24 protein-coding genes and 1 pseudogene are annotated in these 22,760 nt (G+C 73.8%); 13 read left to right on the forward strand and 12 right to left on the reverse strand.

Going from position 1 to position 22,760, the window contains the following annotated elements; all coding sequences use genetic code 11:
- Positions 1-3,079, forward strand: a 3,079-nt coding sequence (locus PV721_RS25415) for a TIM-barrel domain-containing protein (RefSeq protein WP_319728053.1), incomplete at its 5' end; no start/stop codon positions are given.
- Positions 3,080-3,084: 5 nt separating this feature from the next.
- On the opposite strand, the gene PV721_RS25420 is transcribed toward PV721_RS25415, so the two are convergent.
- Positions 3,085-3,615, reverse strand: a complete 531-nt coding sequence (locus PV721_RS25420; RefSeq protein ID WP_319728055.1) for a DUF6817 domain-containing protein — start codon at positions 3,613-3,615, stop codon at positions 3,085-3,087.
- Between the two features lie 182 nt (positions 3,616-3,797).
- On the opposite strand from PV721_RS25420, the gene PV721_RS25425 reads away from it, so the two are divergent.
- Complete coding sequence (locus PV721_RS25425) at positions 3,798-4,706, forward strand: LysR family transcriptional regulator (RefSeq protein ID WP_319728056.1); 909 nt, start codon at positions 3,798-3,800, stop codon at positions 4,704-4,706.
- Here the strand turns inward: PV721_RS25425 and PV721_RS25430 are convergent.
- Positions 4,659-5,930: pseudogene (locus tag PV721_RS25430) on the reverse strand (MFS transporter); the annotation flags it as partial. The gene PV721_RS25425 and the pseudogene PV721_RS25430 sit on opposite strands and share 48 nt — an antisense overlap.
- A gap of 38 nt (positions 5,931-5,968) precedes the next feature.
- Positions 5,969-6,577 (reverse strand): TetR/AcrR family transcriptional regulator, encoded by a 609-nt coding sequence (locus PV721_RS25435; protein WP_319728057.1) that lies wholly within the window; start codon positions 6,575-6,577, stop codon positions 5,969-5,971.
- A 158-nt stretch (positions 6,578-6,735) separates the two neighbouring features.
- On the opposite strand from PV721_RS25435, the gene PV721_RS25440 reads away from it, so the two are divergent.
- Together PV721_RS25440 and PV721_RS25445 are read left to right on the forward strand one after the other, a co-directional pair.
- On the forward strand, positions 6,736-6,981 hold the full coding sequence (locus tag PV721_RS25440; protein WP_319728058.1) for a DUF6158 family protein: 246 nt from the start codon (positions 6,736-6,738) through the stop codon (positions 6,979-6,981).
- Positions 6,982-7,052: 71 nt separating this feature from the next.
- Positions 7,053-7,682 carry a hypothetical protein gene (locus PV721_RS25445; RefSeq protein WP_319728059.1) on the forward strand — a complete coding sequence of 210 codons (630 nt, stop codon included), beginning with the start codon at positions 7,053-7,055 and terminating at the stop codon, positions 7,680-7,682.
- Between the two features lie 18 nt (positions 7,683-7,700).
- On the opposite strand, the gene rpsR is transcribed toward PV721_RS25445, so the two are convergent.
- The 4 genes from rpsR to rpmG all read right to left on the reverse strand — a co-directional run bounded on the left by rpsR (position 7,701) and on the right by rpmG (position 9,586).
- Positions 7,701-7,937, reverse strand: a complete 237-nt coding sequence (gene rpsR, locus PV721_RS25450) for a 30S ribosomal protein S18 (protein WP_319728060.1) — start codon at positions 7,935-7,937, stop codon at positions 7,701-7,703.
- Between the two features lie 63 nt (positions 7,938-8,000).
- The gene (locus tag PV721_RS25455) at positions 8,001-9,143 is read right to left on the reverse strand and encodes a CobW family GTP-binding protein (protein ID WP_319728062.1); all 1,143 of its coding nucleotides are present in this window, start codon (positions 9,141-9,143) and stop codon (positions 8,001-8,003) included.
- Positions 9,140-9,388 (reverse strand): type B 50S ribosomal protein L31, encoded by a 249-nt coding sequence (locus PV721_RS25460; protein WP_319728063.1) that lies wholly within the window; start codon positions 9,386-9,388, stop codon positions 9,140-9,142. Before PV721_RS25460 ends, PV721_RS25455 begins: the two co-directional genes overlap by 4 nt.
- Positions 9,389-9,421: 33 nt before the next feature.
- A complete protein-coding gene (gene rpmG, locus PV721_RS25465) occupies positions 9,422-9,586 on the reverse strand; it encodes a 50S ribosomal protein L33 (protein ID WP_319728064.1) in 165 nt (54 codons plus the stop codon).
- A gap of 17 nt (positions 9,587-9,603) precedes the next feature.
- Here rpmG and PV721_RS25470 point away from each other — a divergent pair, with 17 nt between their 5' ends.
- Entirely contained in the window at positions 9,604-9,744 is a 141-nt protein-coding gene (locus PV721_RS25470; protein WP_416371180.1) for a hypothetical protein, read from the forward strand.
- A complete protein-coding gene (gene rpsN, locus PV721_RS25475) occupies positions 9,744-10,049 on the forward strand; it encodes a 30S ribosomal protein S14 (protein ID WP_319728065.1) in 306 nt (101 codons plus the stop codon). The genes PV721_RS25470 and rpsN overlap by 1 nt, the downstream gene beginning before the upstream one ends.
- Before the next feature lie 85 nt (positions 10,050-10,134).
- On the opposite strand, the gene PV721_RS25480 is transcribed toward rpsN, so the two are convergent.
- Entirely contained in the window at positions 10,135-10,296 is a 162-nt protein-coding gene (locus tag PV721_RS25480; RefSeq protein WP_319728067.1) for a DUF6126 family protein, read from the reverse strand.
- A gap of 93 nt (positions 10,297-10,389) precedes the next feature.
- Between PV721_RS25480 and PV721_RS25485 the strand changes: the two genes are divergently transcribed.
- Positions 10,390-10,974 carry a helix-turn-helix domain-containing protein gene (locus PV721_RS25485; protein ID WP_319728068.1) on the forward strand — a complete coding sequence of 195 codons (585 nt, stop codon included), beginning with the start codon at positions 10,390-10,392 and terminating at the stop codon, positions 10,972-10,974.
- 46 nt (positions 10,975-11,020) lie between these two features.
- Positions 11,021-12,544: an MFS transporter gene (locus tag PV721_RS25490; protein ID WP_319728069.1), complete on the forward strand. Its 1,524-nt coding sequence runs from the start codon at positions 11,021-11,023 to the stop codon at positions 12,542-12,544.
- On the opposite strand, the gene PV721_RS25495 is transcribed toward PV721_RS25490, so the two are convergent.
- Positions 12,507-13,886, reverse strand: coding sequence for a helix-turn-helix transcriptional regulator (locus tag PV721_RS25495; protein WP_319728071.1), 1,380 nt, complete (start codon positions 13,884-13,886; stop codon positions 12,507-12,509). The genes PV721_RS25490 and PV721_RS25495 overlap by 38 nt on opposite strands.
- Before the next feature lie 138 nt (positions 13,887-14,024).
- Here PV721_RS25495 and PV721_RS25500 point away from each other — a divergent pair, with 138 nt between their 5' ends.
- On the forward strand, positions 14,025-15,383 hold the full coding sequence (locus PV721_RS25500; protein ID WP_319728072.1) for a M64 family metallopeptidase: 1,359 nt from the start codon (positions 14,025-14,027) through the stop codon (positions 15,381-15,383).
- 21 nt (positions 15,384-15,404) lie between these two features.
- Here PV721_RS25500 and PV721_RS25505 read toward each other — a convergent pair whose 3' ends face one another.
- Positions 15,405-16,304, reverse strand: coding sequence for a DUF1206 domain-containing protein (locus tag PV721_RS25505; protein WP_416371181.1), 900 nt, complete (start codon positions 16,302-16,304; stop codon positions 15,405-15,407).
- 220 nt (positions 16,305-16,524) lie between these two features.
- Positions 16,525-16,713 carry a DUF6381 family protein gene (locus tag PV721_RS25510; protein ID WP_319728075.1) on the reverse strand — a complete coding sequence of 63 codons (189 nt, stop codon included), beginning with the start codon at positions 16,711-16,713 and terminating at the stop codon, positions 16,525-16,527.
- A 197-nt stretch (positions 16,714-16,910) separates the two neighbouring features.
- Between PV721_RS25510 and PV721_RS25515 the strand changes: the two genes are divergently transcribed.
- Genes PV721_RS25515 through PV721_RS25525 form a run of 3 tightly spaced genes read left to right on the forward strand, consistent with a single transcriptional unit; the run spans position 16,911 to position 20,698 of the window.
- Complete coding sequence (locus tag PV721_RS25515; protein ID WP_319728078.1) at positions 16,911-17,555, forward strand: (2Fe-2S)-binding protein; 645 nt, start codon at positions 16,911-16,913, stop codon at positions 17,553-17,555.
- Positions 17,552-18,559, forward strand: a complete 1,008-nt coding sequence (locus tag PV721_RS25520; protein ID WP_319728079.1) for a xanthine dehydrogenase family protein subunit M — start codon at positions 17,552-17,554, stop codon at positions 18,557-18,559. Before PV721_RS25515 ends, PV721_RS25520 begins: the two co-directional genes overlap by 4 nt.
- A gap of 48 nt (positions 18,560-18,607) precedes the next feature.
- Complete coding sequence (locus tag PV721_RS25525) at positions 18,608-20,698, forward strand: xanthine dehydrogenase family protein molybdopterin-binding subunit (RefSeq protein WP_319728080.1); 2,091 nt, start codon at positions 18,608-18,610, stop codon at positions 20,696-20,698.
- Positions 20,699-20,774: 76 nt separating this feature from the next.
- Here PV721_RS25525 and PV721_RS25530 read toward each other — a convergent pair whose 3' ends face one another.
- Positions 20,775-21,527 (reverse strand): VOC family protein, encoded by a 753-nt coding sequence (locus PV721_RS25530; protein WP_319728081.1) that lies wholly within the window; start codon positions 21,525-21,527, stop codon positions 20,775-20,777.
- Positions 21,528-21,766: 239 nt separating this feature from the next.
- On the opposite strand from PV721_RS25530, the gene PV721_RS25535 reads away from it, so the two are divergent.
- Positions 21,767-22,747, forward strand: coding sequence for an isopenicillin N synthase family dioxygenase (locus tag PV721_RS25535; protein ID WP_319728082.1), 981 nt, complete (start codon positions 21,767-21,769; stop codon positions 22,745-22,747).
- Positions 22,748-22,760: the final 13 nt, after the last annotated feature.

The following is a 22,760-nucleotide window of genomic DNA, read 5'->3' on the forward strand; positions in this document are numbered from 1 at the left end:
CGGTGACGTTGCCCCCGCCGGCGCTACGGCCACCGCGGGCAACGTCACCGGCTTCACCCAGTCCGGGAACACCTTCACCGTCACGGCGTCCGGCGGAGCCAAGGCCCGCGTGGTCGTCGCCCGCGCCGACATCTTCCGCCTCTGGCTCTCGCCCGACGGCGCCTTCACCAACGACCCGGCCGGCTCGGACCTCGCCACCACCACCGACTTCGGCTCGGTGGCCACGTCCTACTCCGACGCCGGCGCGTACTACCGGATCACCACCGGAGCCCTCTCCATCCGCGTCAACAAGGCGCCCCTGCGGTTCTCCGTCTACCGCGCGGACAACACCACCCCCGTCTGGCAGGAGACCCAGCCCACCAGCTGGACGGGCAGCCAGACCACCCAGTACCTCGCCCGCGGCGCGGACGAGCAGTTCTACGGCACCGGCCTGCGCCTGGGCGAATGGGCACTGCGCGGCAAGACCGTCCCGATCGCCGTCGACAACAAGTGGCGCGAGAACGACAACGCGAGCCCCGCCCCCTTCTACATGTCCACCAACGGCTACGGCGTCATGCGCAACACCTGGGCCCCGGGCTCCTACGGATTCCACGCGCCCACCACCCTCACCCACGACGAGAAGCGCTTCGACGCCTGGTACTTCACCGGCGACTCGCTCAAATCGGTGCTCGACGCGTACACCGACGTCAGCGGAAAGCCGTTCATGGCGCCGATGTGGGGCTTCGAGCTGGGCAACGCCGACTGTTTCAACGCCTCCAACCCCGACTACCAGGGCGATCACAACCGCCTGCGCCACCAGACCACGCCCGATGTCGTCGGGTACGCCACCGACGCGCGCGCCGCCGACATGCCCTCGGGCTGGTTCCTGCCCAACGACGGCTACGGCTGCGGCTACACCGCGCCCCTCAAGTCGACCGTCGACGCCCTCAAGGCCAAGGGCTTCCAGACCGGCCTGTGGACCTCCACCGGCCTCGGCTCCATCGCCGACGAGGTGGGCAACGCCGGGACCCGGGGCGTGAAGACCGACGTGGCCTGGATCGGCAGCGGCTACAAGTACGCCTTCGACGGAGTACAGCAGGCCGTGGACGGGATCGAGAAGAACTCCGACGCCCGCCGCTACGTCTGGACCGTCGACGGCTGGGCCGGCACCCAGCGCAACGCCGTCGTCTGGACCGGGGACACCCACGGCACCTGGGACGACATGCGCTGGCACGTCCCCGCCCTCACCGGCGCGGGCCTGTCCGGGCTCAACTACGCCGCCGGCGACGTCGACGGCATCTTCGGGGGCAGCCCCAAGACGTACACCCGCGACCTCCAGTGGAAGGCCTTCACCCCGGCCTTCATGACCATGTCCGGCTGGGGCGCGACCAACCCGTCCGCCGGCTACCAGGACAAGCAGCCCTGGCGCTTCGCCGAGCCCTACCTGTCGATCAACCGCAAGTACCTCCAGCTCAAGATGCGGCTGATGCCGTACCTCTACACGATGAGCCGCGTCGCCCACGAGAGCGGCGTCCCCAGCACCCGCGCGATGGTCCTGGAATACCCCGACGACCCGGTGGCCCGCGGGAACCTCACCAGCGGCCAGTTCATGGCCGGCGACTCCCTCCTCGTCGCTCCCGTCGTCACCGACACCTCCGTCCGCGACGGCATCTACCTCCCGGCCGGGAGCTGGACCGACTACTGGACGGGCAAGACGTACGCGGGCCCGGGCTGGCTGAACGGCTACCGGGCACCCCTCGACACCCTGCCCCTCTTCGTCAAGGGCGGCGGCATCGTCCCGATGTGGCCGCAGATGAACCACACGGGCGAGAAGCCGGTCTCCACCCTCACCTACGACATCCACCCGCGCGGCGGCTCCTCCTTCAGCCTGTACGAGGACGACGGCCTCACCCGCGCCCACCAGTCCGGGGCCTACGTCCGCCAGCGGGTCGACGTCACCGCCCCCACCGCCGGCTCCGGCACGGTCACCGTCTCCGTGGGCGCCCCCACCGGCAGCTACACCGGCAAGCCGGCCTCCCGGGGCTATGAGTTCACCCTCCACGTGACCTCCGCGCCCACCGCCGTCACGGCGGACGGAGCCGCCCTGCCCCGGCACACCTCCAAGGCCGCCTACGACTCGGCCGCCACGGGGTGGTTCTTCGACGCCGCGGACCGTTCCGGCGTCCTGTGGGTGAAGACCGGTCCAAAGGCGGGCGCGTTCAGCGTCTCCGCCACCGGCACCACCGTTCCCGTGGCCGAGGCCCTGCCCTCCTCCACGCCCATCGCCCAGTCGGCCTGGTCCCTGGTGTACGCCGACAGTCAGGAGACCAGCGGCGAGAACGGCGCCGCCGCCAACGCCTTCGACGGGAACCCGGCCACCCTCTGGCACACCGCCTGGTCCTCCTCGAAGCCCGCCCCGCTCCCGCACGAGATCCAGATCGACCTGGGCTCCCGCCACACGGTCGACGGCCTCGGCCACCTGCCCCGCCAGGACGGAGGGGTCAACGGCCGGATCGGCTCCTACGAGGTCTACGTGTCCGACACCACGGCCGACTGGGGTTCCCCGGTGGCGAGCGGCACCTTCGCCGACACCGCGGCCGTCAAGACCACCGCCCTCTCCCCGAAGGCCGGCCGCTACGTCCGTCTCAAGGCCCTCACCGAGGCGGGCGGCCGAGGGCCCTGGACCAGCGCCGCCGAAATCACCCTCACCGGCCGCCCGGCCCCGCTCCCGGCGAGCGCCGCACTCGTCAACGCGGCCGCCGCGAGCTGCGTCGACCTACCGCACAGCGCCACCACCCCGGGCACCGAACCCACCCTCTACACCTGTCACGGAGGCCCCAACCAGCGCTGGACCCTGCAGCCCGACGGCCGCCTCACCGGACTCGCGGGGGTCTGCCTCGACGCCGCGAACGCCTCCCGGGTGACCATCCAGACCTGTAACGACAGCGCGGGCCAGAGCTGGCAGGCGGGCGCCCAGAGCACCCTGCGCAACGCCGGCCAATGCCTCACCCCGGCCGGTTCCGCCACCGCCGACGGCACCATCCTCACCCGCACCACCTGCGACGACACCCCGGCCCAGCGCTGGACCTTCACCCCCTGATCCCCTCAGCCGCCGAGCACGGCCTGGCAGTCCCGCCAGGCCGGCTCGCTCAGCAGCCCCCGGAACCGGCCGAACAGCGAAAGGAGTTCGGCTCCCCACGCCTCGCGGAAGACGGGATCGACACGCGCCAGGTCGAGCTCGTTGGCCGCCGACAGTTCGGCGAGGTCCCGCCGCAACTCCACGGCGGGGGAGTGGACGCGGCCCGTGAAACGGTCCCGGAAGGCGGCCTCCGCGCGGGCGAGCGTCGGATACGACGCCGGCCGGTCGCAGGCGGCATAGAGGTACACGATCGCCTCGGCCTCCTCGCCGATCACCTCGGCCAGCTCGGCCCGCCGGGCGAGCGGCAGCAGGGCGGTGGGGAACCCGTCCGTACCGTAGAAGGCGTGGCACAAGCCCGCCTGTTGCAGCGCCGGGCGGGCGCCCCAGCAGGCGAGCAGCGCCCGTACGCGCTCCAGGTGCGCGAGCAGGGTCCCGCCGGGGTGGGCCAGATCCTGCGCACCGAGCTCCCGCAACCATGCGACGGCGCGGTCCGACATCGGCACTCCCTCGGGACATGGTGGTGGGTCGGCACCCGTCCACACCTCTCGCCGGGGGTCCGGACCCCGTGGCGAAGGCGGGGACGGGTTGCCGCCCGGGCCCTGCATTGATCTTGATCCAGCCGAAACCCCAAGTCAATCCTCCGATTTACTCTCCATATCCAAGCGATAGCTTGGGTCTCATGACCCTCGACGATCTTCGTGTGTTCGTGGCCGTCTGCCGTGCCGGCAGCCTCAGTGCCGTCGCCCGCGACCTCGGCTGCACCCAGTCGGCCGTCAGCCAGCACGTCCGCCGCCTGGAGAAGCAGACCGGCACGAGCCTCCTGGAGCGCCACGCCCGCGGTGTCCTCCCCACCGAGGCGGGCCGCATCCTCCAGGCGGCCGCGGCGGACGGCATCGCCGGTCTCGACGGGGCCCTGCGCCGGGTGGACGACCTCGTACGGGGCGGCGGCGGCTCGGTGCGCGTCACCACCGGCGCGACGACCGTGCGGCACTTCATGTCCGAGGCCGTCGTCACCTTCCGCCGCCTCCACCCCGGAGTGAGCCTGGAGTTCCAGACCGAGAACTCCAGCCGCAGCTGCTTCGACGCCCTCGCCGCCGACGACCTCGACCTCGCCTGGATCACCATCGGCAGGCCGGTCCGCGGCATCGAACAGCGCCCGGTCATGGAACTGCCCTGGGTGCTCGCGGTCGGCGCCGACGACCCCCTGGCAGCCCGCCCGAGCATCGATCCCGCCGACCTCGCCGGCATCCGCCACATCCGGCTCCCGGAGAACTCCGCCTCCCGCGGCCACCTCGACGCCGCCTTCGCCGAGTCGGGGATCCACGTACGCTCCGACACCAGCGTGGCCGACTGGGACACCGCCCTGCTGCTCGCCGAACTAGGCCTGGGACACGCCGTCGTGCCCGCGCTGCCCGGCTGGCAGGTCCCCGGCTCCGACGGCTCGCTGCGCCTCGTGCCCATCCCCGCCCTGCCGCCGCTGGCCGTCGGCTGGGCGGTCCGCCGCTGGGCGGCCCTCGCCCCGCCGGCCCTCGTCTTCGCCGACGAGGTCGCCCGCAGCTGCCGGGCGCGCGCCGCCGGGCAGCAGTGACGCCGCGACCAGTCCCACGGCGCCCAGCGCGGCCAGGGCCGGCAGCGACGGGCCGTGCACCCCGGCGCTCGCGGCCACCGCGATCCCCAGGGCCGGGCCGACGTTCATGGCCGTCTGCTTGAGCCCGCCGACGACCCCGGCGTAGCCGGCCGGAGCCTCGCCGACCACGGCCCCGGTGGCGGTGACCATGACGGTCGTGAACCCGGCGCCGAGCACCCCGAAGGCCACCCCCGACGCGGAGCCCAGCCCCGCGATCCCGGCGACGACCAGCGCCGTACCGGTGAGGGCCGTCCGCCGAGGCCCGAACCGGCGCAGCGCCGCCCCCGCCACCGGCGCGCCCGAGACCATCAGTGCGGTCAGCGGCAGGACCCGCAGTCCGGTGTCGAGCGGGTCCAGTCCCTGGACGTCCTGCAGCCGGAAGGTGGCCGTGAACAGGGCCCCGAACATCCCTGCGGAGACCACCAGCAGCAGCGCCATCGAGGCCGTCACCGCCCGGGTCCGGGCCACGGCGGGCGGTACGAGCGGCAGTTCGGAACGCCGCTCGCGCCGTACGAACAGGGCCGCGAGCACGGCGGACGCCCCGAACCCCAGCGCGGTCGGCGCACCGGTCCACCCGTACGCCGGTACGCCGACCAGCGCGTGCACGAACACCGCGAGGGCCGTCGCCAGCAGGGCCGCACCGGCCATCTCCAGCCGTCCGGCCTCCGTGCGCGGCGGCGCTGGCGCCCGTACGGCGAGCGTCAGCGCGGCGATCACCACGGCCACGGGCACATTGATCACGAACACGGCCCGCCAGTCCCACTGGGCGACCAGCAGGCCCCCCAGCAGCGGACCGGCCGCCGCGGCCACCCCGATCGCGCTGGTCCGCACGGCGACCGGAGCGGCGAGCCGGTCGGGCGGATAGGCCAGCCTCAGGAGCGCCAGCGTCGCGGGCTGGAGCAGCGCACCGAACACGCCCTGCACGGCGCGCAGCCCGATCACCCAGCCCACGCCGGGCGCGAGGACGATGCCCGCCGAGGCCGCGGCGAATCCGAGCACGCCGACGAAGAGCAGCCGGGCGTGCCCGTACCGGTCGCCGAGCCGCCCCGCGACGACCAGGAACGCGGCCACCGAGAGCAGGTAGGCGGTACTGGTCCACTGGACCTGCGTCACGCTCGCCCCGAGGTCGCGCCCGAGGCTCGGCTGCGCCACCGTCAGCACGGTGCCGTCGAGGGCGACGATCATGGCGCCGGCCACGCTGACGAGGAGTGAGATCCGCTGCCTCACGCGGGTACACCCCCGAGGTGCGCGTCGACGGCGGCGCCGACGAGGCGCTCGACCCCGGCGGCCCGGTCCTCACCGAGGACCAGCGGCAGGCTGCCCCAGCGCCACAACTGCGCCACACCGTGCAGGTTGGCCCACAGCGCGGCAGCGGTGACGGAGGGTTCGGCCGCCCCGCAACGGGAGACGAGCGCGACGAGGAGGTGGAACAGCGGCAGGGTCGAATCCCGCAGCCGGGGCTCGCCCGAGGGGTTCTGGTCCGTGCTGTCCAGCAGGTCGTGCCGGAACATCAGCTCGAACATCCCGGGCTGCTCCAGCGCGTAGCGGACGTAGGCGCACCCGATCGCCCGAACCCGCTCCCGGGCCGAGGACCTCTCGGCGTCGGCTTCGGCGGTCACGGCCGCGATCCTCCGGCCGAGGTCCGCGAACCCGCGCCGGGCGATCGCCGACAGCAGGGAGTGGTGGGTGGGGAAGTACCGGCGGGGTGCGCCGTGCGAGACACCCGCCCTTCGCGCGATCTCCCGTAGCCCCAGTGCGCCGGTTCCCTCGCTCGTGACGAGCTCCGCACCGACGTCGATCAGCCGTTCCCGAAGGGGTCTCTCCTGGTCCATGGGCCCTTGTCTACCAGCAGGAGTAGACAGTGTCTACCGACATCGGCCGTGGCGGAGCCGGCTGACGAGGACGCGCGGGGCGGCGCGGAGGATGATGGAGGGGCCAGGGGTGAAGCCCGAGCGTGAACCGCCCGACCGGCGGAGGAGGTGCACGTGCCATGACGGAGCACGACGGCGGTCCGGCGGCGCGGAAGCTGGAGGAGGGCAGGCTGCTCAAGGAGCTGGAGGCCATCCACCGCACGCGCCACGAGACCCTGCTGCACGGGTCCGACGACGCGCTCGTCACCCACACGAAGCGGATGAACGAGCTGGAACACGAGTACGTACGCCGCCACCCGCAGCGGGCCCAGACCGCGGGCCGCACCCGCTCGGGCGCCCGCGCCCGCACCACCGGCGACGAATAGGCCGTCCCTCACGGACCGTGCGGGCCTTCGGGTCCCGGTCCGGGCCCCATCCCGGTTGTTAGCCTGCGCCGATGGGACTGGACATCACCGTGGTCATGGCCGACTGGGGACAACTGGCCCGGATACCGGCGGACGGGCGCCTGGACGCGCTGACCGACGCCGTGTGTCCGGACTTCTGCTGCGTCCCGTGCGAGGACGCCGACTTCGCGGTGCCGGGCGGCTGGGTATGGCCGCGGCGGTCATCGTGGTGCGCCGAGTACCGGTTCTTCGGAACCAGCGGTTCCTACAGCTACCACTTCCATCTGGCCCATGCCTGGGACGACATCAGGGCATCGGCCGCCCCCGGCCTGCGGGCCGCCCTCGACCGCTTCCTGGGCGGCCTGGTGTGGAGCGGTCCGGACGGTGGCGGGCAGGCGGGTCCGGACGACGGCCCGGCGCCCGCGGGCGGGTTCCCGGACGACCCCGCGCCGTGGCGCCCGCGCGTCCTCCTGCTCCGGGCGCCGGACGAGGTTCCCGCGCTCGTCCGTGCCTGGGAAGCGGCCGCGCCGCAGCTGGAAGGACTTCGCGAGCCCTACGGCGCCTCCGGCCGGACGGCCCGGCCGGAGGCCTTCGACGACACCGTCGCGCTCCTGCGCGAGTGGGGCGAGGTGGTCACCCAGGCAGCCGAACGAGGCTGGGGCCTGGTCGGACTGCCGTGGTGATCCTGGGGGCGGGGCCGGTCACCGCGCGGCGTAGGGGAGCAGGGCCATCTCGCGGGCGTTCTTGATCGCGGCGGCGAGCCGGCGCTGCTGCTGGGCGCTGACCCGGGTGACGCGGCGGCTGCGGATCTTGCCGCGGTCGGAGACGAACGTCCGCAGCAGGTCGGTGTCCTTGTAGTCGATGTGCGTGATCTCGGCGGCGTCCAGGGGATGGGGACGGGCCTTGACGGGCTTGCGGGGGTCCTGACGGCGGGCCATGCGGATTCCTTCTTGGGGGACGGGTGTGCGGGACGGGCTTGGGGGACAGGTGTGCGGGACGGTCTACGAAACGGGGTCGAGCAGCGCGCCGAAGGCGGTCGGCAGGCGCTTCCACGCCTCCCGCCCGGCGGCGTACTCGGCGTCGGTCAGCAGGCACGAGTCGAGGAGCCGCGCCAGCCCTTCACCGTCGAGGCCGGGTGAGGTGAAGACCAGGTGCTGGCAGCGGTCGCCGTGCTCGGGATGCCAGCCCAGGGCGGCGGCCGCCCTGCGCACGGGAGGCACCATCTCCCAGGCGGCGTCCGGGAGGGAGGCCAGCCACGGACCGGTGTTCTCCACGCAGAGCGCGCCGCCCGCGGCCTCCCAGGCCAGCAGGGTGTCGGGCCGGTCGGCGAGCCAGAAGCGGCCGCGGCTGCGCGCCGCCGCGCAGGCGAGGTCCTCCAGAGCCTCGTAGAGCCGCTCCGGGTGGAAGGGGCGGTGGCGGTGCCAGACCAGGGTGGCCACTCCGGCCTCGTCCGCCTCCTGGGGAAGCAGCGCGCAGGCCGGATGCTGTGCGGCGGCCGCCGCCTCGGTGTCGAATCCGGCGAAGGCGAGCCGCGCCAACTCACCTGACCCGATGTGCACCCGGCGAGCGGTGGGGTGGAGCTGGGCGAGCAGGGCGCGGTCCTCGTCGTCCGCGTCCGCACCGTCGACGAGCGCGAGGACGGGCGGGTACTCCAGCTGCCGGGCCCAGGTGTCCCCGACGGTCCGCCGGTCGGTCGCCGCCGAGGCGAGCCCCGCCTCCGCCAGGTCGTCCCCGTTGGCGAGGTACGGCAGGACGAGGGCGGGGTCGACGGCGGTGATCACATTGGTCAGGTCCAGCGCCCCGCCGCCGTGCGCGGCGACGACCTCGGCCATCGCGCGCGGCTCGACGGAGTCCCACAGCTCGACGACGGCGAGCCGGGTCCGGCCGTCCGCGGCCAGCCGCCGCAGTTCCGGGACGAGGTCCTCGCGCAGCGCGCAGCACGCGCAGTCGCCCACGAGCGGGGCCTCGCCGCGGGACAGCTCGCCCGAGGCGTCGCGCACGAGGCGCCGTACGGTGCCCTCGGCCGCCGTGGCCAGGTCGTGGTGCAGGGCGACACTGCAGGGCACCGTCGTGAGCAATTCCCGCACCGCGCTCCGGCGGGCGTCCGCGTGGAGTCCGCCGACGATGACGACGGGCAGGGTCACGGCTTGCTCCCGTAGCGGCGCTGGAAGCGCTCGACGCGGCCGGCGGTGTCCAGGACGCGGGCGGTGCCGGTGTAGAAGGGGTGGCTCTGCGAGGAGATCTCGACGTCGATGACCGGGTAGGTGGTGCCGTCCTCCCACTCGACCGTCTTGTCGCTCGTCGCGGTCGACCGGGTGAGGAAGGCGAAGTCGGCGGCCTTGTCGCGGAAGACGACGGGGCCGTAGGCGGGGTGGATTCCAGGCTTCACGGGTTGCTCTCCGAGGGCTCGGGGGAGGTGGGGTCAGCGCTCTTCGCGGAAGTCGACGTGCCGGCGGACCACCGGGTCGAACTTGCGCAGCACCATGCGGTCGGGGTCGTTGCGCCGGTTCTTGCGGGTGACGTACGTGTAGCCGCTTCCTGCGGTGGAGCGGAGTTTGACGATCGGTCGTACTTCGTTGCGTGCCATGGGCCTAGTATATGGGAATGGTTTCCATTATCAATAAGGTCCTCGACGAGGGGCGCCACGTGCGGCTCGCGCTCAGGGCGAAGGCGATCAAGGCCATCGATGCCATGGGTGTCGAAGGTGCGGTGGCCCGGGTCGACGTGAGCGGGGAGAAGGGCTGATGGCGAAGAAGAGCAAGATCGCGCGGAACGAGAGGCGCAAGGTGGTCGTCGAGCGGTACGCGGCCCGGCGGGCACAGCTGAAGGAGGTCCTGCGGCGGCCCTCCTCCACCGAGCCCGAACGCGCCGCCGCACTCGCGGAGCTGCGGCGCCAGCCGCGCGACGCGAGCGCCACGCGGGTGCGCAACCGGGACGGCGTGGACGGGCGGCCGCGCGGGCACCTGCGCAGGTTCGGGCTGTCCCGCGTGCGGATGCGCGAGCAGGCGCACGCGGGATTCCTGCCGGGGGTCACCAAGTCGTCCTGGTGACGGCCGGGCAACGGGACCGGCCCGCACCCCCGAGGGGTGCGGACCGGTCCCGTTCGTCCACTACTGCTGCGGTTGGTACTTCCGGCTACTTCTGGGCGTGCCGGCCCAGGAAGAAGAGCAGCCAGACGAAGCCGGCGAACACGTGCGTGCCGAAGACGTAGAAGAAGGCGCGCAGGGCCACGCCGTTCTCCTTCCATCTCTCGTGCTTCTTCGCCGTGGCGGTCTCGGCCTGGTGCCCGTCGGTCACTCTGCATCTCCGGTGCGAGCGCAGCGCCGCGCCGCACGGATCTTCTTTGCCTCGCATGAGACAATTTTGTATCGTTCGACGCGAAGGAGGCTCATGATGGTGCACGAAGAAGAACTGCTGGACGGCGCCGCCCGCGTCCTCGCCGGAGATCACAGCGCCTCGATGGTGCAGATCGCCGCCGGCATCGGGACCAGCCGGGCCACGCTCAGCCGCCGTTACGCGACCCGGGAGGCCCTGCTGAAGGCCGTCGCGGTCCGCGCGATCGAGGTGGTCGACGGGTGCCTGGCCCCGCTCGACCTGGCCGAGAGCGCCGACGGGCCCGCCTTCGACGCCGCGCTCGAGGACCTGGTCCTCGCCCTGATGCCCGCCGCGCACCTCTACGGCTTCACCTCGCGCGACGCCACCGTGCTCGCGGACCCGGAGTTCCGGGCCGGCGTGGACCGGCAGGACCAGCGGGCCCTGGCCTTCCTCGCCCTCGGCCAGCGGCTGGGGCGGCTGCGCGCCGATCTGCCGCCGTACTGGATCTGGTACTCGCTCTGGGGTCTGCTCGACGCTGCCGCCGAAGGCGTGCGCGACGGCCACCTCGCCCCCCGCCAGATCGGCCACCTGGTCCTCACGTCCTTCCTCAGCGGGACGCGGCCCGCCGCGCAGCCCCCCGCCGGCGACCCCGCACCCTGACCCGCGCGCCACCGCGCACACCTCGAACGACCCTGAACGGAACCCGATGCACACCCCCGCGCCGGCCCCCCGCAGGTGGCTCGTCCTGGCGATCCTCTCCGGCAGCCTCCTGCTCATCTCCATGGACACCACGATCCTCAACGTGGCGTTCCCCTCGCTCGTCGGCGACCTCCGGCCCGGCGCCGTGCAGCAGCTGTGGATCATCGACGTCTACGCGCTCGCCCTGTCCGGCCTGCTGGTCACCGCGGGCGCGCTCGGCGACCGCTGGGGCCGCAAGCGGCTGCTCATGGCGGGCTTCGGCATCTTCTCGCTGGCCTCGCTCATAGCCGTGTTCTCCACCGAGGCCTGGCACGTGATAGCCGCCCGCGCCCTGCTCGGCGTCGGCGGCGCGGCCATCATGCCGTCCACCGTGTCGATCCTGCGCACCGTCTTCACCGATGCCAGGGAGCGCGCCTTCGCGCTCGCCGTCTGGGCGGCCGTCTTCGGCGGTGGCATGGCCTTCGGACCCGTGGTCGGCGGGCTGCTCGTCCAGGACCACGGCTGGCACTCCGCCTTCCTCCTGAACCTCCCCGTCGCAGCCGCCATCGTCGCGGCCGGCCTGCGCTACCTGCCCGAATCGCGTTCCCCGCGCAGCACCGGCGCCTGGGACTGGTGGGGCGTCGGCCAGTCCGTCGTCGGCATGCTCGCCCTGGCCGGGGGCATCAAGCAGCTCGGCAAGAGCGGGGTCGCCGACCCGCTGCCCTGGGCCCTGCTCCTCGTCGCCGCCGTCGCGCTGACCGTTTTCGTACGCCGCCAGCTGCACCTGGACAACCCGCTGCTGCAGGTCCGGCTGTTCGCCAGGCCCGCCTTCAGCGTCGCGGCCACCGCGATCTTCCTGCCCATGGTGGGCATGGGCGCGATCCTGTTCCTGGTCACCCAGTGGTTCCAGTACGGCGAGGGCTACACCCCACTGCAGGCCGGAGTGCGGCTGCTGCCCGCCCCGCTCGCCCTGATCGCGGCCTCGATGGTGGCCCCCTCGCTGATGCAGCGCTTCGCGATCCGCCACGTGCTGGGCGCCGGACTGGTCGTCCTGGCCCTCGGCATGGCCCTGCCCTGGACCCTCCAGCAGTTCACCGGCCTGGGCTACCCGGCGTTCGCGGCCGCCCTGACCGTGATGGGCGCGGGCGCCGGCATCGCGACCACCGTGGCCTCGGTGACCCTGGTCTCCGCCGCCCCGGCGGCCGAGGTCTCCAGCGCCGCCGCCATCGAGGAGACCTGCTACGAGCTCGGCTCGGCCATGGGCGTCGCCGTCCTCGGCTCCACCGCGGCGGTGCTCTACCGGGAGAACCTGCCCGCCCTCGACCTGGACGGCCCCACCGCCGCCGCCGTACGGGACTCCGTCGGCGAGGCCGCGCACACCGCCGAACGGCTGGGCGGCGCCGTCGGCCAGGCCCTGCTCGACACCGCCTCGCAGGCCTACACCCTGGCGATCACCCCGGCGTTCCTCCTGGCCGGCGGCCTCGCGGTCGTGGCGGCGGCCACGACCTGGACGCTCATTCCGCGCGACCTGCGGCCCACCGAGAACCACTGAGCCGGGCGGGCCCGAAGGCGGGCACGGCGGGCGCCGGGCCCAGGGTGGTGGTGCCCGGCGCCGCCCGGTGGCCCAGACCCGTGCGGTAGGCGTCCATCGCCGCCTCCACCCGGCCCGTGCGCCGCATCAGGTCGCCCAGCAGCCGGCACAGATCGGCGAGGTCGCCCGTCGCCCCGCTGCGCTCCAGCAGTGCGAGTGCCTGCACGTAGTGCTCCTCGGCGGATTCGGTGTCGCCGCGCTCCTCGGCCATCAGGCCGAGCAGCCGGTGCGCGCCGCCCGCGTGCACGGCGCCGTGGCGGTTCCCCAGGTCCAGCAGTGCGGAGAGCAGCCCGGCCGCTTCCTCGTACCGGCCGAGCTGGCGCAGTACGTCGGCCAGTTCGACCTCCACCTGGGCCGTGTAGAGGCCCGCGCGGCGGGCCGACAGCATGTCCCGGGCCGTGCGCAACTCCCGTTCCGCCGAGGCGAGCTCGCCGTTCTGGGCCTGCACGTAGCCGCGCATCCAGTGGCAGTGCGCCAGATCCGTCCGCAGCCGCAACTGCCCGTAGATCGCCTGGGCCTTGGCGAGGGAGGCGTCGGCGTCGGCCACCCGCCCCTCGGCGAGGAAGGTCCGGGCCACCTGCCGGTGCATCCCCGCCACCAGCGCCGGATCGTTGACCTGCGGAGCCAGTGCGAGCGCGAGCTCGGCGGCGTGGGCGGCGCGGGCATGGGCGCCCATGTCGATGTACGGCCCGATCACCGCGGCGTGGAGCAGGACCAGTGCGTCCGGGTCGGCGAGCCCGCTCGCGCCCAGCTCGTCGATGGTGGATTCGAGGAGGTAGCAGGCGTAGCGCAGCTCGCCGGCGAGCAGGTGCGCCACGGCGCGACCGCGGATCGGCCGGGCACGGCGGGGCAGCGGCTGGTCGGCCAGCAGGCGTTCGGCCGCCTCGAAGTGGGCGATCGCGTCCGGCAGTTCACCGGCCTCCAGGGCGCATTCGCCGAGTCCGAGCCGGGCCTCCGCCTGCTCGGGGACGAGCCCGAGCTCCTCGGCTTCGGCGAGCAGGCGCCGGTAGCGCACGGCGGCCTCGGCGGCCGCGCCCGTGGCGAGCGTCTGCTGGGCGCCGGTGAGGGCGAGCCGCAGCTCGGTCGCCAGATGGGCGGGACGGCCGGTGGTCAGCTCCTCGTACGAGGTGCCCAGGCGCGCGGCGAGGAAGCGCAGCGCGGTCTCGGAGGGGCGGACCTTGCCCGACTCCAGGGTGGAGATATAGGCCGAGGTATACGCGGGATCCGCCAACTGTCGCTGGGTCAGACCCAGTTCACCGCGCATGCGCTGAACCCTGCTGCCGATCAGTGCCGGTTCGTCCATGAAGTCCCCCTTGTTGCTCGAACTCCCCAGTATTCAGGGGGAGCAGGCATTGCGCACCTCTCGCGCGCCACCTAGTTTAAGCAACCACTTCAGTAGATTTATCTGACCGCTTAACTTCCGTTTCCGGGGGAGGACTTCATGGTTCGAGTCAGACGTCCGGCCGTGCGCACGGCGCTGCGCGCTGCCGTCGCGACGGTCTGCGCGACCGCCGCGCTGGTGGCCGCCGGGCCCGCGGACGCGGCCGACCCGCCGGCCGCCAAGAGCCGGGTGGAGGTGGAGATACCGGGGCCGGAGCAGGGCGGCGACGCCGGATCGGGCCACGCCCGGGTACCGGCCGCGGGCGGCCCCGCGAAGAGCGCGGGCCGGCTCTCGCCGGCGCAGCGGGAGGCGGACGGCGCGGTCACCAAGCTGATCGACAACGGCTCCACCGCCGACCGGCTCGACGTCGTGGTCATCGGTGACGGCTACACCGCCGCCGAGCTGGCGCGCTTCCACGCCGACGCCGAGCAGAAGTGGGCCGAGGTGACGGCCGTCGAGCCGTACACCACGTACCGGAACCTCTTCAACGTCTGGACGGTCGACGCGGTCTCCCACGACTCCGGCGTCTCCGGCGACCCCGACCCCGCCACCGTCCGCGACACCGCCCTCGGCTCGTACTTCTGGTGCGAGGGCATCGAGCGGCTGCTCTGCATCGACCAGCCCAAGGTCGACGCTTACGTGGCGAAGGCGCCCGAGGCCGACCTGGTCGTCGTCCTGGCCAACAGCGCCAAGTACGGCGGGGCCGGCTACAACGAACCCAGCGCCACCCTCGGTTACGAGGGGATCTCCACGGCCTCGGCGGGCCATCCGAAGTCCGGCCAGGTCGCCATCCACGAGACCGGCCACTCGCTGGGCAAGCTCGCCGACGAGTACTTCTACCCGGGCGTCCCGGACTACGAGAAGTACACCGGCCCCGAGCCCGCGGAATCCAACAGCACCGCCCTGACGGCCGAGCGGATGGCCGCGCAGCGGGCCAAGTGGTACCGCTGGCTCGGCGAGGAGTCACCCGACGGCGGCACGGTCGGCGCCTACGAGGGCGGCAACTACTTCGTGACCGGGCTCAACCGGCCCACCGACAACTCGCTCATGCGGGTCCTGGGCAAGCCCTTCAACCTCCCCGGCGTCGAATCCATGATCGCCGGGTTCTACCAGCATGCGCGGGTCGTCACCCCCCTCACGCCGACCGACCGCACCCTGCGGATGCGGCACACGGCGAAGGCGGCCGTACCGAGGCTGAACGGGGCGGACGGCCGGCAGCTGGTGGTCCGCTGGTACCTCGACGGCCGGGAGCTGAGGCGCTTCGAGGGCCGCACCGAGGTGCCGGTGGCGGAGCTGTGGCTGTTCGACCTCCGGACGCACCGGCTGTCGGTCACGGCCGAGGACCGCACGCCCTCGGTACGCGACCCGAAGATCGTCCGTACGCTGCGGTCCACGGCCACCTGGACGGTCAGGCTCTGAGAGCCGCCCCACCCGCTCCCCTCACACCCGGCGCCAGCAGGCCAGCGCCCACGAGAACAGCCCGAACAGCACGAGCCCGGCGGCGACCAGCACGAGGAGCCACGGTCCCGCCGGGGTCTGGGCGAACGCCCGGAGGGTGTCGTCGACGCCCTTCGCCTGCGAAGGGTCGTAGCGCAGGGCCGCGTAGACGACGAAGGCCCCGGCCGCAGTGAAGAGCGCGCCGCGGGCCACGCCACCGGTGACACCGAGGAACTCGACCGCCTTGCGGACGCCCTCGGGCACCCGGTCCATCGCCAGCTCCTTGCGGAACGAGCGCCGGGCCGCCTGTACGGCGATCACGATGCCGCCGACGGCGATGGCCACTCCGGCCGCCCCCACCCACCACGGGCCGCCCGGCAGGTCCATCACCTTCGACGTCACGTCGCGCGACTGGTCGTCGCCGGAGCGCCCGCCGCCGGATCCGGCCGCGAAGGACAGCACCGAGAACGCGACCACCCCGTAGAACACGGTCCGGGCCGCCGCCGCCAGCCGCTTGGAGGCCTTGTCGCCGTCGGGACCGGCGGCGCCGAACACGGCCTCCGACAGCCGCCACAGCATCATGCACACGAACCCGACACCGACCGCCCACACGAGGAAACCGCCGAGCGGCTTCTCCGCGAGCTCCTGGAGCGCACCCGAACGGTCCGCCTCCTTGCCACCCGCGCCGAACGCCACACGGACCGCGAGCACGCCGACGAGCACGTACAGCACACCACGGGCGACCAGCCCGCACCGGGCGACCACCTCCCGGCCCGTGCCGCCCCGGGACCCGGTCCGGGCGCCCTTTCTCGCTGCTCGGCCGACCGCTTCCCGGCCCGTGCCGCCCCGGGACCCGGTCCGGGTGCCCTCCTGGGCGCTCTCTCTCGCCGCTCGGCCGACCATGAGGATCAGCTCCCCTCCGCTCGTTCCGGCGCGGCTCGCGGACGCGTACGCGTCGGACGGCGTGCCGGACATCTCGGCGTGCGGCTACCCCCGCGCCGCCCCTCCATGCGGGGCCGGGAGCCGCCGCGCGCCGGAAACGTACCGGCCGGTGGCCGCGCGACGGATCGCGGCGGCCACCGGCCGGGGTACGGAGGAGAGACGCGGGGCGCGGGCTCCAGAGCTACATGGGGTCCATACCGCGGTCGTCCATCCGGCCCTCCTGATCGCTCTGCTCCTGGAGGCGGCGGGCCTTCTCCTTCAGCCGCTGGCGCTCCTCCGGGTCGGTCGAACGCTCGGCCGCGTCGTTCAGCTCCTTGGCCTTGGCGCGCATCTGCTGGGACCGGCCGCGGGATTCGCCTGAAACGCTCATGATCGCTCCTTGATCAGTGGGGGAGAGCGGGCGGATTCAGCGAACCAGCACTGTCGTGCGCCCGCATCTCGAAGCGTCACCGAGCGTGATCCACAACCCACGGCCCACGGCCGCGCCCGATCGGCCGGCCGCGATCGGCTGCGCGCGAACGGCCCTCTACGGATGCCGGACCGCGGAGATTCGGAGAGCCTGTGGTCGTGAGCCGAACCGACCCCGCGCAGCACGCCGCCCCCGCCACCCGCACCCCGATCAGGCTGCGCGTCAACGGCACGGACCACGCCCTGCGGCCCGACCACCGCGTCACCCTCCTCGACATCCTCCGGGAGGAACTGGACCTCACCGGGGCGAAGAAGGGCTGCGACCACGGCCAGTGCGGCGCCTGCACCGTGCTCCTCGACGGGCGGCGGGCGTACAGCTGCCTGCTGCTCGCCGTCGCGCAGGACGGCGCGGAGGTCACCACGGTGGAGGGCCTCGCCGCCACCGTGCCGGGCGGCGGCCCGCACCCGCTCCAGCGGGCCTTCCTCGCACGCGACGCGTTCCAGTGCGGCTTCTGCACGCCCGGCCAGCTCTGCTCCGCCGTCGGAGCCCTCGCGGAGGCCGCGGCGGGCCACCCCTCCGCAGCGACCCCGGCCGAGGCCCTGGCCGCGCCCGGCGCCGTGACCCTGACCGCGGAGGAGATCCGGGAACGGCTCAGCGGCAACCTCTGCCGGTGCGGTGCCTACCCGGGGATCGTCCAAGCCGTGACGGACGCGGCCGGCGCGGCCGACACGGCAGGCGCGGCGGACGCGGCAGGGCCGACTGATGCGGCAGGCGGGGCCGACGCTGCGGGAGTGGTCGCATGAAGCCCTTCGGCTACGTCAGGGCCACCACCCTCCAGGAGGCCACCGAGGCCCACGCGGCCCACCCCGGCTCCCGCTACCTCGGCGGCGGCACCAACCTCGTCGACCTGATGAAACTCGGCGTAGAGACCCCCGGCACCCTCGTCGACATCTCCCGCCTCCCGCTGCACGCCATCGAGGAACTGCCCGGGGGCGCCCTGCGCATCGGAGCCACGGCCCGCAACACCGACGTGGCCGCCCACCCCCTCGTACGCGCCCGGTACCCGGCCCTCGCCCAGGCGCTGCTCGCCGGGGCGTCGGCGCAGCTACGCAACGTCGCCACCACCGGCGGCAACCTGCTCCAGCGCACCCGGTGCACCTACTTCCAGGACGTCTCCAAAGCCTGCAACAAGCGCGAGCCGGGCACCGGCTGCGCCGCCCGGGACGGCATCCACCGCGACCACGCCGTGCTCGGGCACTCCGCCCACTGCATCGCCACCCACCCCTCGGACCTGGCCGTGGCCCTCGCCGCGCTCGACGCCGGCATCGAGCTGTACGGGGCCGGGGGAGCCACCCGGACCGTGGCGGCCACCGACTTCCACCGCCTGCCCGGAGACCACCCCGAGCAGGACACCGTCCTGCGCGGCGGGGAGATCGTCACCGCGGTGCTCGTGCCCGCCGCCGCCCCGGGTTCCGTCTCGCTGTACCGCAAGGCCCGCGACCGGGCCTCGTACGCCTTCGCGCTGGCCTCCATTGCCGCGGTCCTCGACCTCGACGGCGACACGGGCCGCATCCGACGCGTCGCCCTCGCCTTCGGGGGACTCGCCCACCGGCCCTGGCGGGCCACCACGGCCGAACGGGCGCTGACCGGGGCCGAGCCGACCGCCGACGCGTTCCGCGAGGCGGCCGAGGCGGAGCTGGCCGAGGCCCGGCCCCTGCGCGACAACGCCCACAAGGTCGTGCTCGCCCGCAACCTGGCCTGCGACGCGCTCGGCACGCTCCACGCACGCGCCCGCCGCAGCCCTTAGCCACACCCGTCGCCACACCCGCAGCCGCACCCCGAAGAGGAGCCGGCCATGCCCGCGCACACCGCACTCGGTACGCCCACCGTCCGCGTCGAGGGCCCGGACAAGCTCACGGGCGCCGCGCGCTACGCCGCCGACCACACCCCGCCCGGCTGCGCGCACGCCTGGCCCGTGCCCGCCACCGTCGCGCGCGGCCGGATCACCGCCGTGGACGTCGCCGCCGCGCTCGAAGTGCCCGGCGTCCTCGCCGTCCTCACTCCGTACGACGCACCCCGCCTGGGCCCGGCGGACGACCCCACCCTGCGGCTGCTCCAGGACACCGCCGTCCCGCACCGCGGCTGGTACGTGGCCCTGGCCGTCGCCGACACCCCGGAGGGCGCGCGGGCCGCCGCGGAGGCGGTGCGCATCAGCTACGCGCCCGAACCGCACGACGTCGGCTTCCGCGAGGACCACCCCGGCGTGTACGTGCCCGAGGAGGCCAACGGCGGCTATCCCGCCGAGCGCGAACAGGGCGATCCCGACGCGGCGCTCGCCGCCGCGCCCGTACGGATCGACTGCGTATACGGCGTGCCGGCCCTGCACAACCACCCCATGGAGCCGCACGCGGCCACAGCCGCGTGGGACACCGGGCGCGGGCGGCTGACCGTGTACGACTCCAGCCAGGGGGCCGACCTGGTCCGCAGGACGCTGGCCACGCTGTTCGGCCTGCCCGAAGACCACGTCCACGTGGTCTCCGAGCACGTCGGGGGCGGCTTCGGATGCAAGGGCACCCCGCGCCCCCACGTGGTCCTGGCGGTCATGGCCGCCCTGCACACCGGGCGTCCCGTCAAACTCGCGCTGCCGCGCCGCCAGTTGGCCGCCACCATCGGATACCGGTCGCCGACCCTGCACCGGATCGCGCTCGGTGCCCGCCGCGACGGCACCCTCACCGCCCTCACGCACACCGTCACCACCCAGACCTCCCGCGTTCGGGAGTTCGTCGAGCAGGCCGCCGTACCGGCCCGGGTCATGTACGCCGCTCCGGACATGCGCACCACCCATCGCGTCGTCGCGCTCGACGTGCCCACCCCCTCGTGGATGCGCGCCCCCGGGGAGACCCCCGGCATGTACGCCCTGGAATCGGCCATGGACGAACTGGCCGACGCGCTCGGCATGGACCCCGTCGAGCTGCGGATCCGCAACGAGCCCACGCGCGAGCCCGACAGCGGCCGGCCCTTCAGCAGCAGGAACCTCGTCGCCTGCCTGCGGGAGGGCGCGGACCGGTTCGGGTGGGCCGCCGCGCGCACGCCGCGCCCCGAGGGGCCGCTGCTGGTCGGCGCGGGCGTGGCCGCCGCCACCTACCCCGTCTGGATCGCCCCTTCCACCGCCCGGGCCAGTGCCCGGCCCGACGGCACCTACCTCGTCGAGATCAACGCCACCGACCTCGGGACCGGCGCCCGCACCGTCCTCGCGCAGGTGGCCGCCGACGCCCTCGGCGTGCCGCTCGCGTCCGTGACGGCGGCCATCGGCCACACCGGCCTGCCCGCGGCCTCCCTCGCCGGGGGCTCCGCCGGAACCGCCTCCTGGGGCTGGGCGGTGCACGATGCCTGCACCGCCCTGGCCGCGGACCTGGCCCGGCACCGGGGGCCGCTGCCGCCCGAGGGGCTGTCCGCGACCGCCGACACGACGGAGTCGGTCGGGCAGAAACCCCCGTACGCCCGCCACGCCTTCGGCGCGCACTTCGCGGAGGTGCAGGTCGACACCGTCACCGGCGAAGTGCGCGTACGCCGCCTGCTGGGCGTGTACGCGGCCGGGCGCATCCTCAACCCGACGACGGCCCGGTCGCAGTTCATCGGTGGCATGGTCATGGGCCTCGGCATGGCCCTGACCGAGCACAGCTCCGTCGACCCGGCCCACGGCGGCTTCGCCGAGAGCGACCTGGCCGCCTACCACGTGCCCGCGAACGCCGATGTCCGCGCCGTCGAGGCGCACTGGATCGACGAGGACGACGCCCACCTCAACCCGGTGGGCGGCAAGGGCATCGGCGAGATCGGCATCGTCGGGGTCGCCGCCGCGATCGGCAACGCCTTCCGCCACGCCACCGGGCGCCGGCTGCGCGAACTCCCGCTCACCCCGGACCGGGTACTGGCCGCACTCGACTGATTCCCGCACCGGGCCGGGCAGGGCCGGGCGGGGCACCCGGCGGGGCCGGTGCGGTGCGATGCGGTGCCGGGCTGGGTCAGCCGAGGTCCGAGTCCGCGCCGAGCAGGGTGGTGAGGGTGAACAGGGCCCCGTCAGGGTCGCGGAGCGTGACCCACCGCTCCACCGCGTTCGAGGTGATGTCCGAGACCGTGCGTCCGCCCAGCGCGACGGCGGCCTCGATCGCCGGCCGGAGCCTGGGCACGCGGAAGTGGACGTGCCAGCGGGGCCTGGTGTGCGGGGAGTAGGAGGCGAGCTCGACGGGGCCGCTGTTCAGGCGGGCCACGGGCTCACCGTTCTGCCGCAGCACGACCTGGTCCTCCTCGTAGGAGACCTCGCAGCACCCGGGGCGTTCGGTGGCCCATTCGAGCACCGCGCCGTAGAAGATCGCCGCGTCGAGGGCGTTGCGGGTACGCAGTTCCAGCCAGGCAGGCAGCGGGCCCTTGCCCGCCCGCCAGTCAGCGGCCACGGCGCCCTCCCAGATCCCGAAGACCGCGCCGTCGGGGTCGGCGACGAGCGCGGCACGCCCGCCGGAATCGAAGGAGACCGGGCCGACCGCGATGGTGCCCGTCCGCTCGCGGATGCGGTCCACCGCCACGTCGGCGTCGTCGACGGCGAAGTACGGGGTCCAGGCCACCGCGACCCCCAGATCGGCGGCCAGCGCTCCGATGCCCGCCACCGGGACCCGGTCCAGGTACGCCACAGAAAAGGCCTCGCCGAGGCGGGCCGGCCGGAACCTCCAGCCCGCGACCGCACCGTAGAAACGCTGGGCCGTCTCGAGGTCGCGGGTCATCAGGCTCACCCAGCACGGTGCCCCGAAGACCTCCCTCGTCGAAATCTCCACCGCTCGCTCCGTCCCTGAGGGGCCCCTCGGTACATTCTGGTCCCTTTCGTGCCGTTCCTCGCGGCCGGCGTCGGGAACACACACGGAAGGTGTCCGAGAACCACGCTCCGTATCGGTCCCGGCCAGCGGTGTCCGGCGATAGCCTCGCTGCCGGACGCCACCCCGCAGCCCCGGAAGGCAGGTTTCCCATGGTCGGTTCCCAGGTCCCCGTGATCGATCTCGGGCCGTGGCGGTCCGGCGGAGCGCAGGAGCGCGCCCGTACGGCCGCACGCGTCGACGAGGCCCTGCGCGCGGCCGGCTTCCTGCTCGTGGCCGGTCATGGCGTGGACCCCTCGCTGCCCGCGCGGATCCGGGAGGCGGCGCGCGCCTTCTTCCGGCTGCCGGCCGCCGCGAAGGAGCCGTACGCCGTCACGGTCGGCGGCCGGGGCTGGCTCGGCCCCGGGGCGGAGGCCAACAGCTACGCCGAGGGCGCGGCCTCGCCCCCCGACCTCAAGGAGTCGTGGTCCCTGGCGGCGGACGATCCCACCGGCGACCCCGCCGTGGACGCCGAGTGGTTCCGGCCCAACGCCTGGCCCGCCGAGGTGCCGGAGCTGCGGCCGCTGGTGACGGAGTACCTGGGCCTGATGCGGGCCCTCTCCGACGAACTGCTGGAACTCCTGGCGGCCGCCCTCGGCCTCGCCGAGGACCACTTCACGCGCCACACCTCCCACCCCACCTGGGGGTTCAACGTCAACTGGTACCCCGGCACGGAGACCGTCGGCCCGCCGCTGCCCGGCCAGTTCCGCATCGGGGCGCACACCGATTTCGGTACGGTCACGGTCCTCGACCGGCAGCTCGGCGCGGGCGGTCTGCAGATCCACACCGACGCCGACGGCTGGCAGGACGCGCCCTACGACCCGGCCGCCCTCACCGTCAACATCGGCGACCTGATGGCCCGCTGGACGGGCGACCGCTGGCGCGCGGGCCGCCACCGCGTACTGCCCCCGCCCGCCGACACCCCGGCCGAGGAACTGATCTCGCTCGTCTACTTCTACGAATGCGACGCGCACACCAGGGTGGAGTCCCTCCCCGCCCCCGTCGGCCGGGTCGTGCACGACCCCGTCGACTCCCACGTGTACCTGCGCGGCAAGCTCGACGCGATCAGCGTCACGGAGGGGGGCGGGGCCTGAGGCGGAGGCGGGA

The organism is Streptomyces sp. MB09-01, from assembly GCF_033794505.1.
Lineage (GTDB): Bacteria > Actinomycetota > Actinomycetes > Streptomycetales > Streptomycetaceae > Streptomyces.

What these genes read in the sequence shown, in the direction of transcription:
- PV721_RS25425 (WP_319728056.1), top strand. Translation starts at nt 3,798, where the DNA reads ATGACCCTCGACGATCTTCGTGTGTTCGTGGCCGTCTGCCGTGCCGGC.
- PV721_RS25525 (WP_319728080.1), top strand. Translation starts at nt 18,608, where the DNA reads ATGCCCGCGCACACCGCACTCGGTACGCCCACCGTCCGCGTCGAGGGC.
- PV721_RS25530 (WP_319728081.1), bottom strand. Translation starts at nt 21,527, where the DNA reads ATGACCCGCGACCTCGAGACGGCCCAGCGTTTCTACGGTGCGGTCGCG.
- PV721_RS25485 (WP_319728068.1), top strand. Translation starts at nt 10,390, where the DNA reads ATGATGGTGCACGAAGAAGAACTGCTGGACGGCGCCGCCCGCGTCCTC.
- PV721_RS25520 (WP_319728079.1), top strand. Translation starts at nt 17,552, where the DNA reads ATGAAGCCCTTCGGCTACGTCAGGGCCACCACCCTCCAGGAGGCCACC.
- PV721_RS25445 (WP_319728059.1), top strand. Translation starts at nt 7,053, where the DNA reads ATGGGACTGGACATCACCGTGGTCATGGCCGACTGGGGACAACTGGCC.
- PV721_RS25505 (WP_416371181.1), bottom strand. Translation starts at nt 16,304, where the DNA reads ATGGTCGGCCGAGCGGCGAGAGAGAGCGCCCAGGAGGGCACCCGGACC.
- PV721_RS25510 (WP_319728075.1), bottom strand. Translation starts at nt 16,713, where the DNA reads ATGAGCGTTTCAGGCGAATCCCGCGGCCGGTCCCAGCAGATGCGCGCC.
- PV721_RS25470 (WP_416371180.1), top strand. Translation starts at nt 9,604, where the DNA reads ATGGTTTCCATTATCAATAAGGTCCTCGACGAGGGGCGCCACGTGCGG.
- rpmG (WP_319728064.1), bottom strand. Translation starts at nt 9,586, where the DNA reads ATGGCACGCAACGAAGTACGACCGATCGTCAAACTCCGCTCCACCGCA.
- PV721_RS25420 (WP_319728055.1), bottom strand. Translation starts at nt 3,615, where the DNA reads ATGTCGGACCGCGCCGTCGCATGGTTGCGGGAGCTCGGTGCGCAGGAT.
- PV721_RS25490 (WP_319728069.1), top strand. Translation starts at nt 11,021, where the DNA reads ATGCACACCCCCGCGCCGGCCCCCCGCAGGTGGCTCGTCCTGGCGATC.
- rpsR (WP_319728060.1), bottom strand. Translation starts at nt 7,937, where the DNA reads ATGGCCCGCCGTCAGGACCCCCGCAAGCCCGTCAAGGCCCGTCCCCAT.
- PV721_RS25535 (WP_319728082.1), top strand. Translation starts at nt 21,767, where the DNA reads ATGGTCGGTTCCCAGGTCCCCGTGATCGATCTCGGGCCGTGGCGGTCC.
- PV721_RS25495 (WP_319728071.1), bottom strand. Translation starts at nt 13,886, where the DNA reads ATGGACGAACCGGCACTGATCGGCAGCAGGGTTCAGCGCATGCGCGGT.
- PV721_RS25435 (WP_319728057.1), bottom strand. Translation starts at nt 6,577, where the DNA reads ATGGACCAGGAGAGACCCCTTCGGGAACGGCTGATCGACGTCGGTGCG.
- rpsN (WP_319728065.1), top strand. Translation starts at nt 9,744, where the DNA reads ATGGCGAAGAAGAGCAAGATCGCGCGGAACGAGAGGCGCAAGGTGGTC.
- PV721_RS25500 (WP_319728072.1), top strand. Translation starts at nt 14,025, where the DNA reads ATGGTTCGAGTCAGACGTCCGGCCGTGCGCACGGCGCTGCGCGCTGCC.
- PV721_RS25440 (WP_319728058.1), top strand. Translation starts at nt 6,736, where the DNA reads ATGACGGAGCACGACGGCGGTCCGGCGGCGCGGAAGCTGGAGGAGGGC.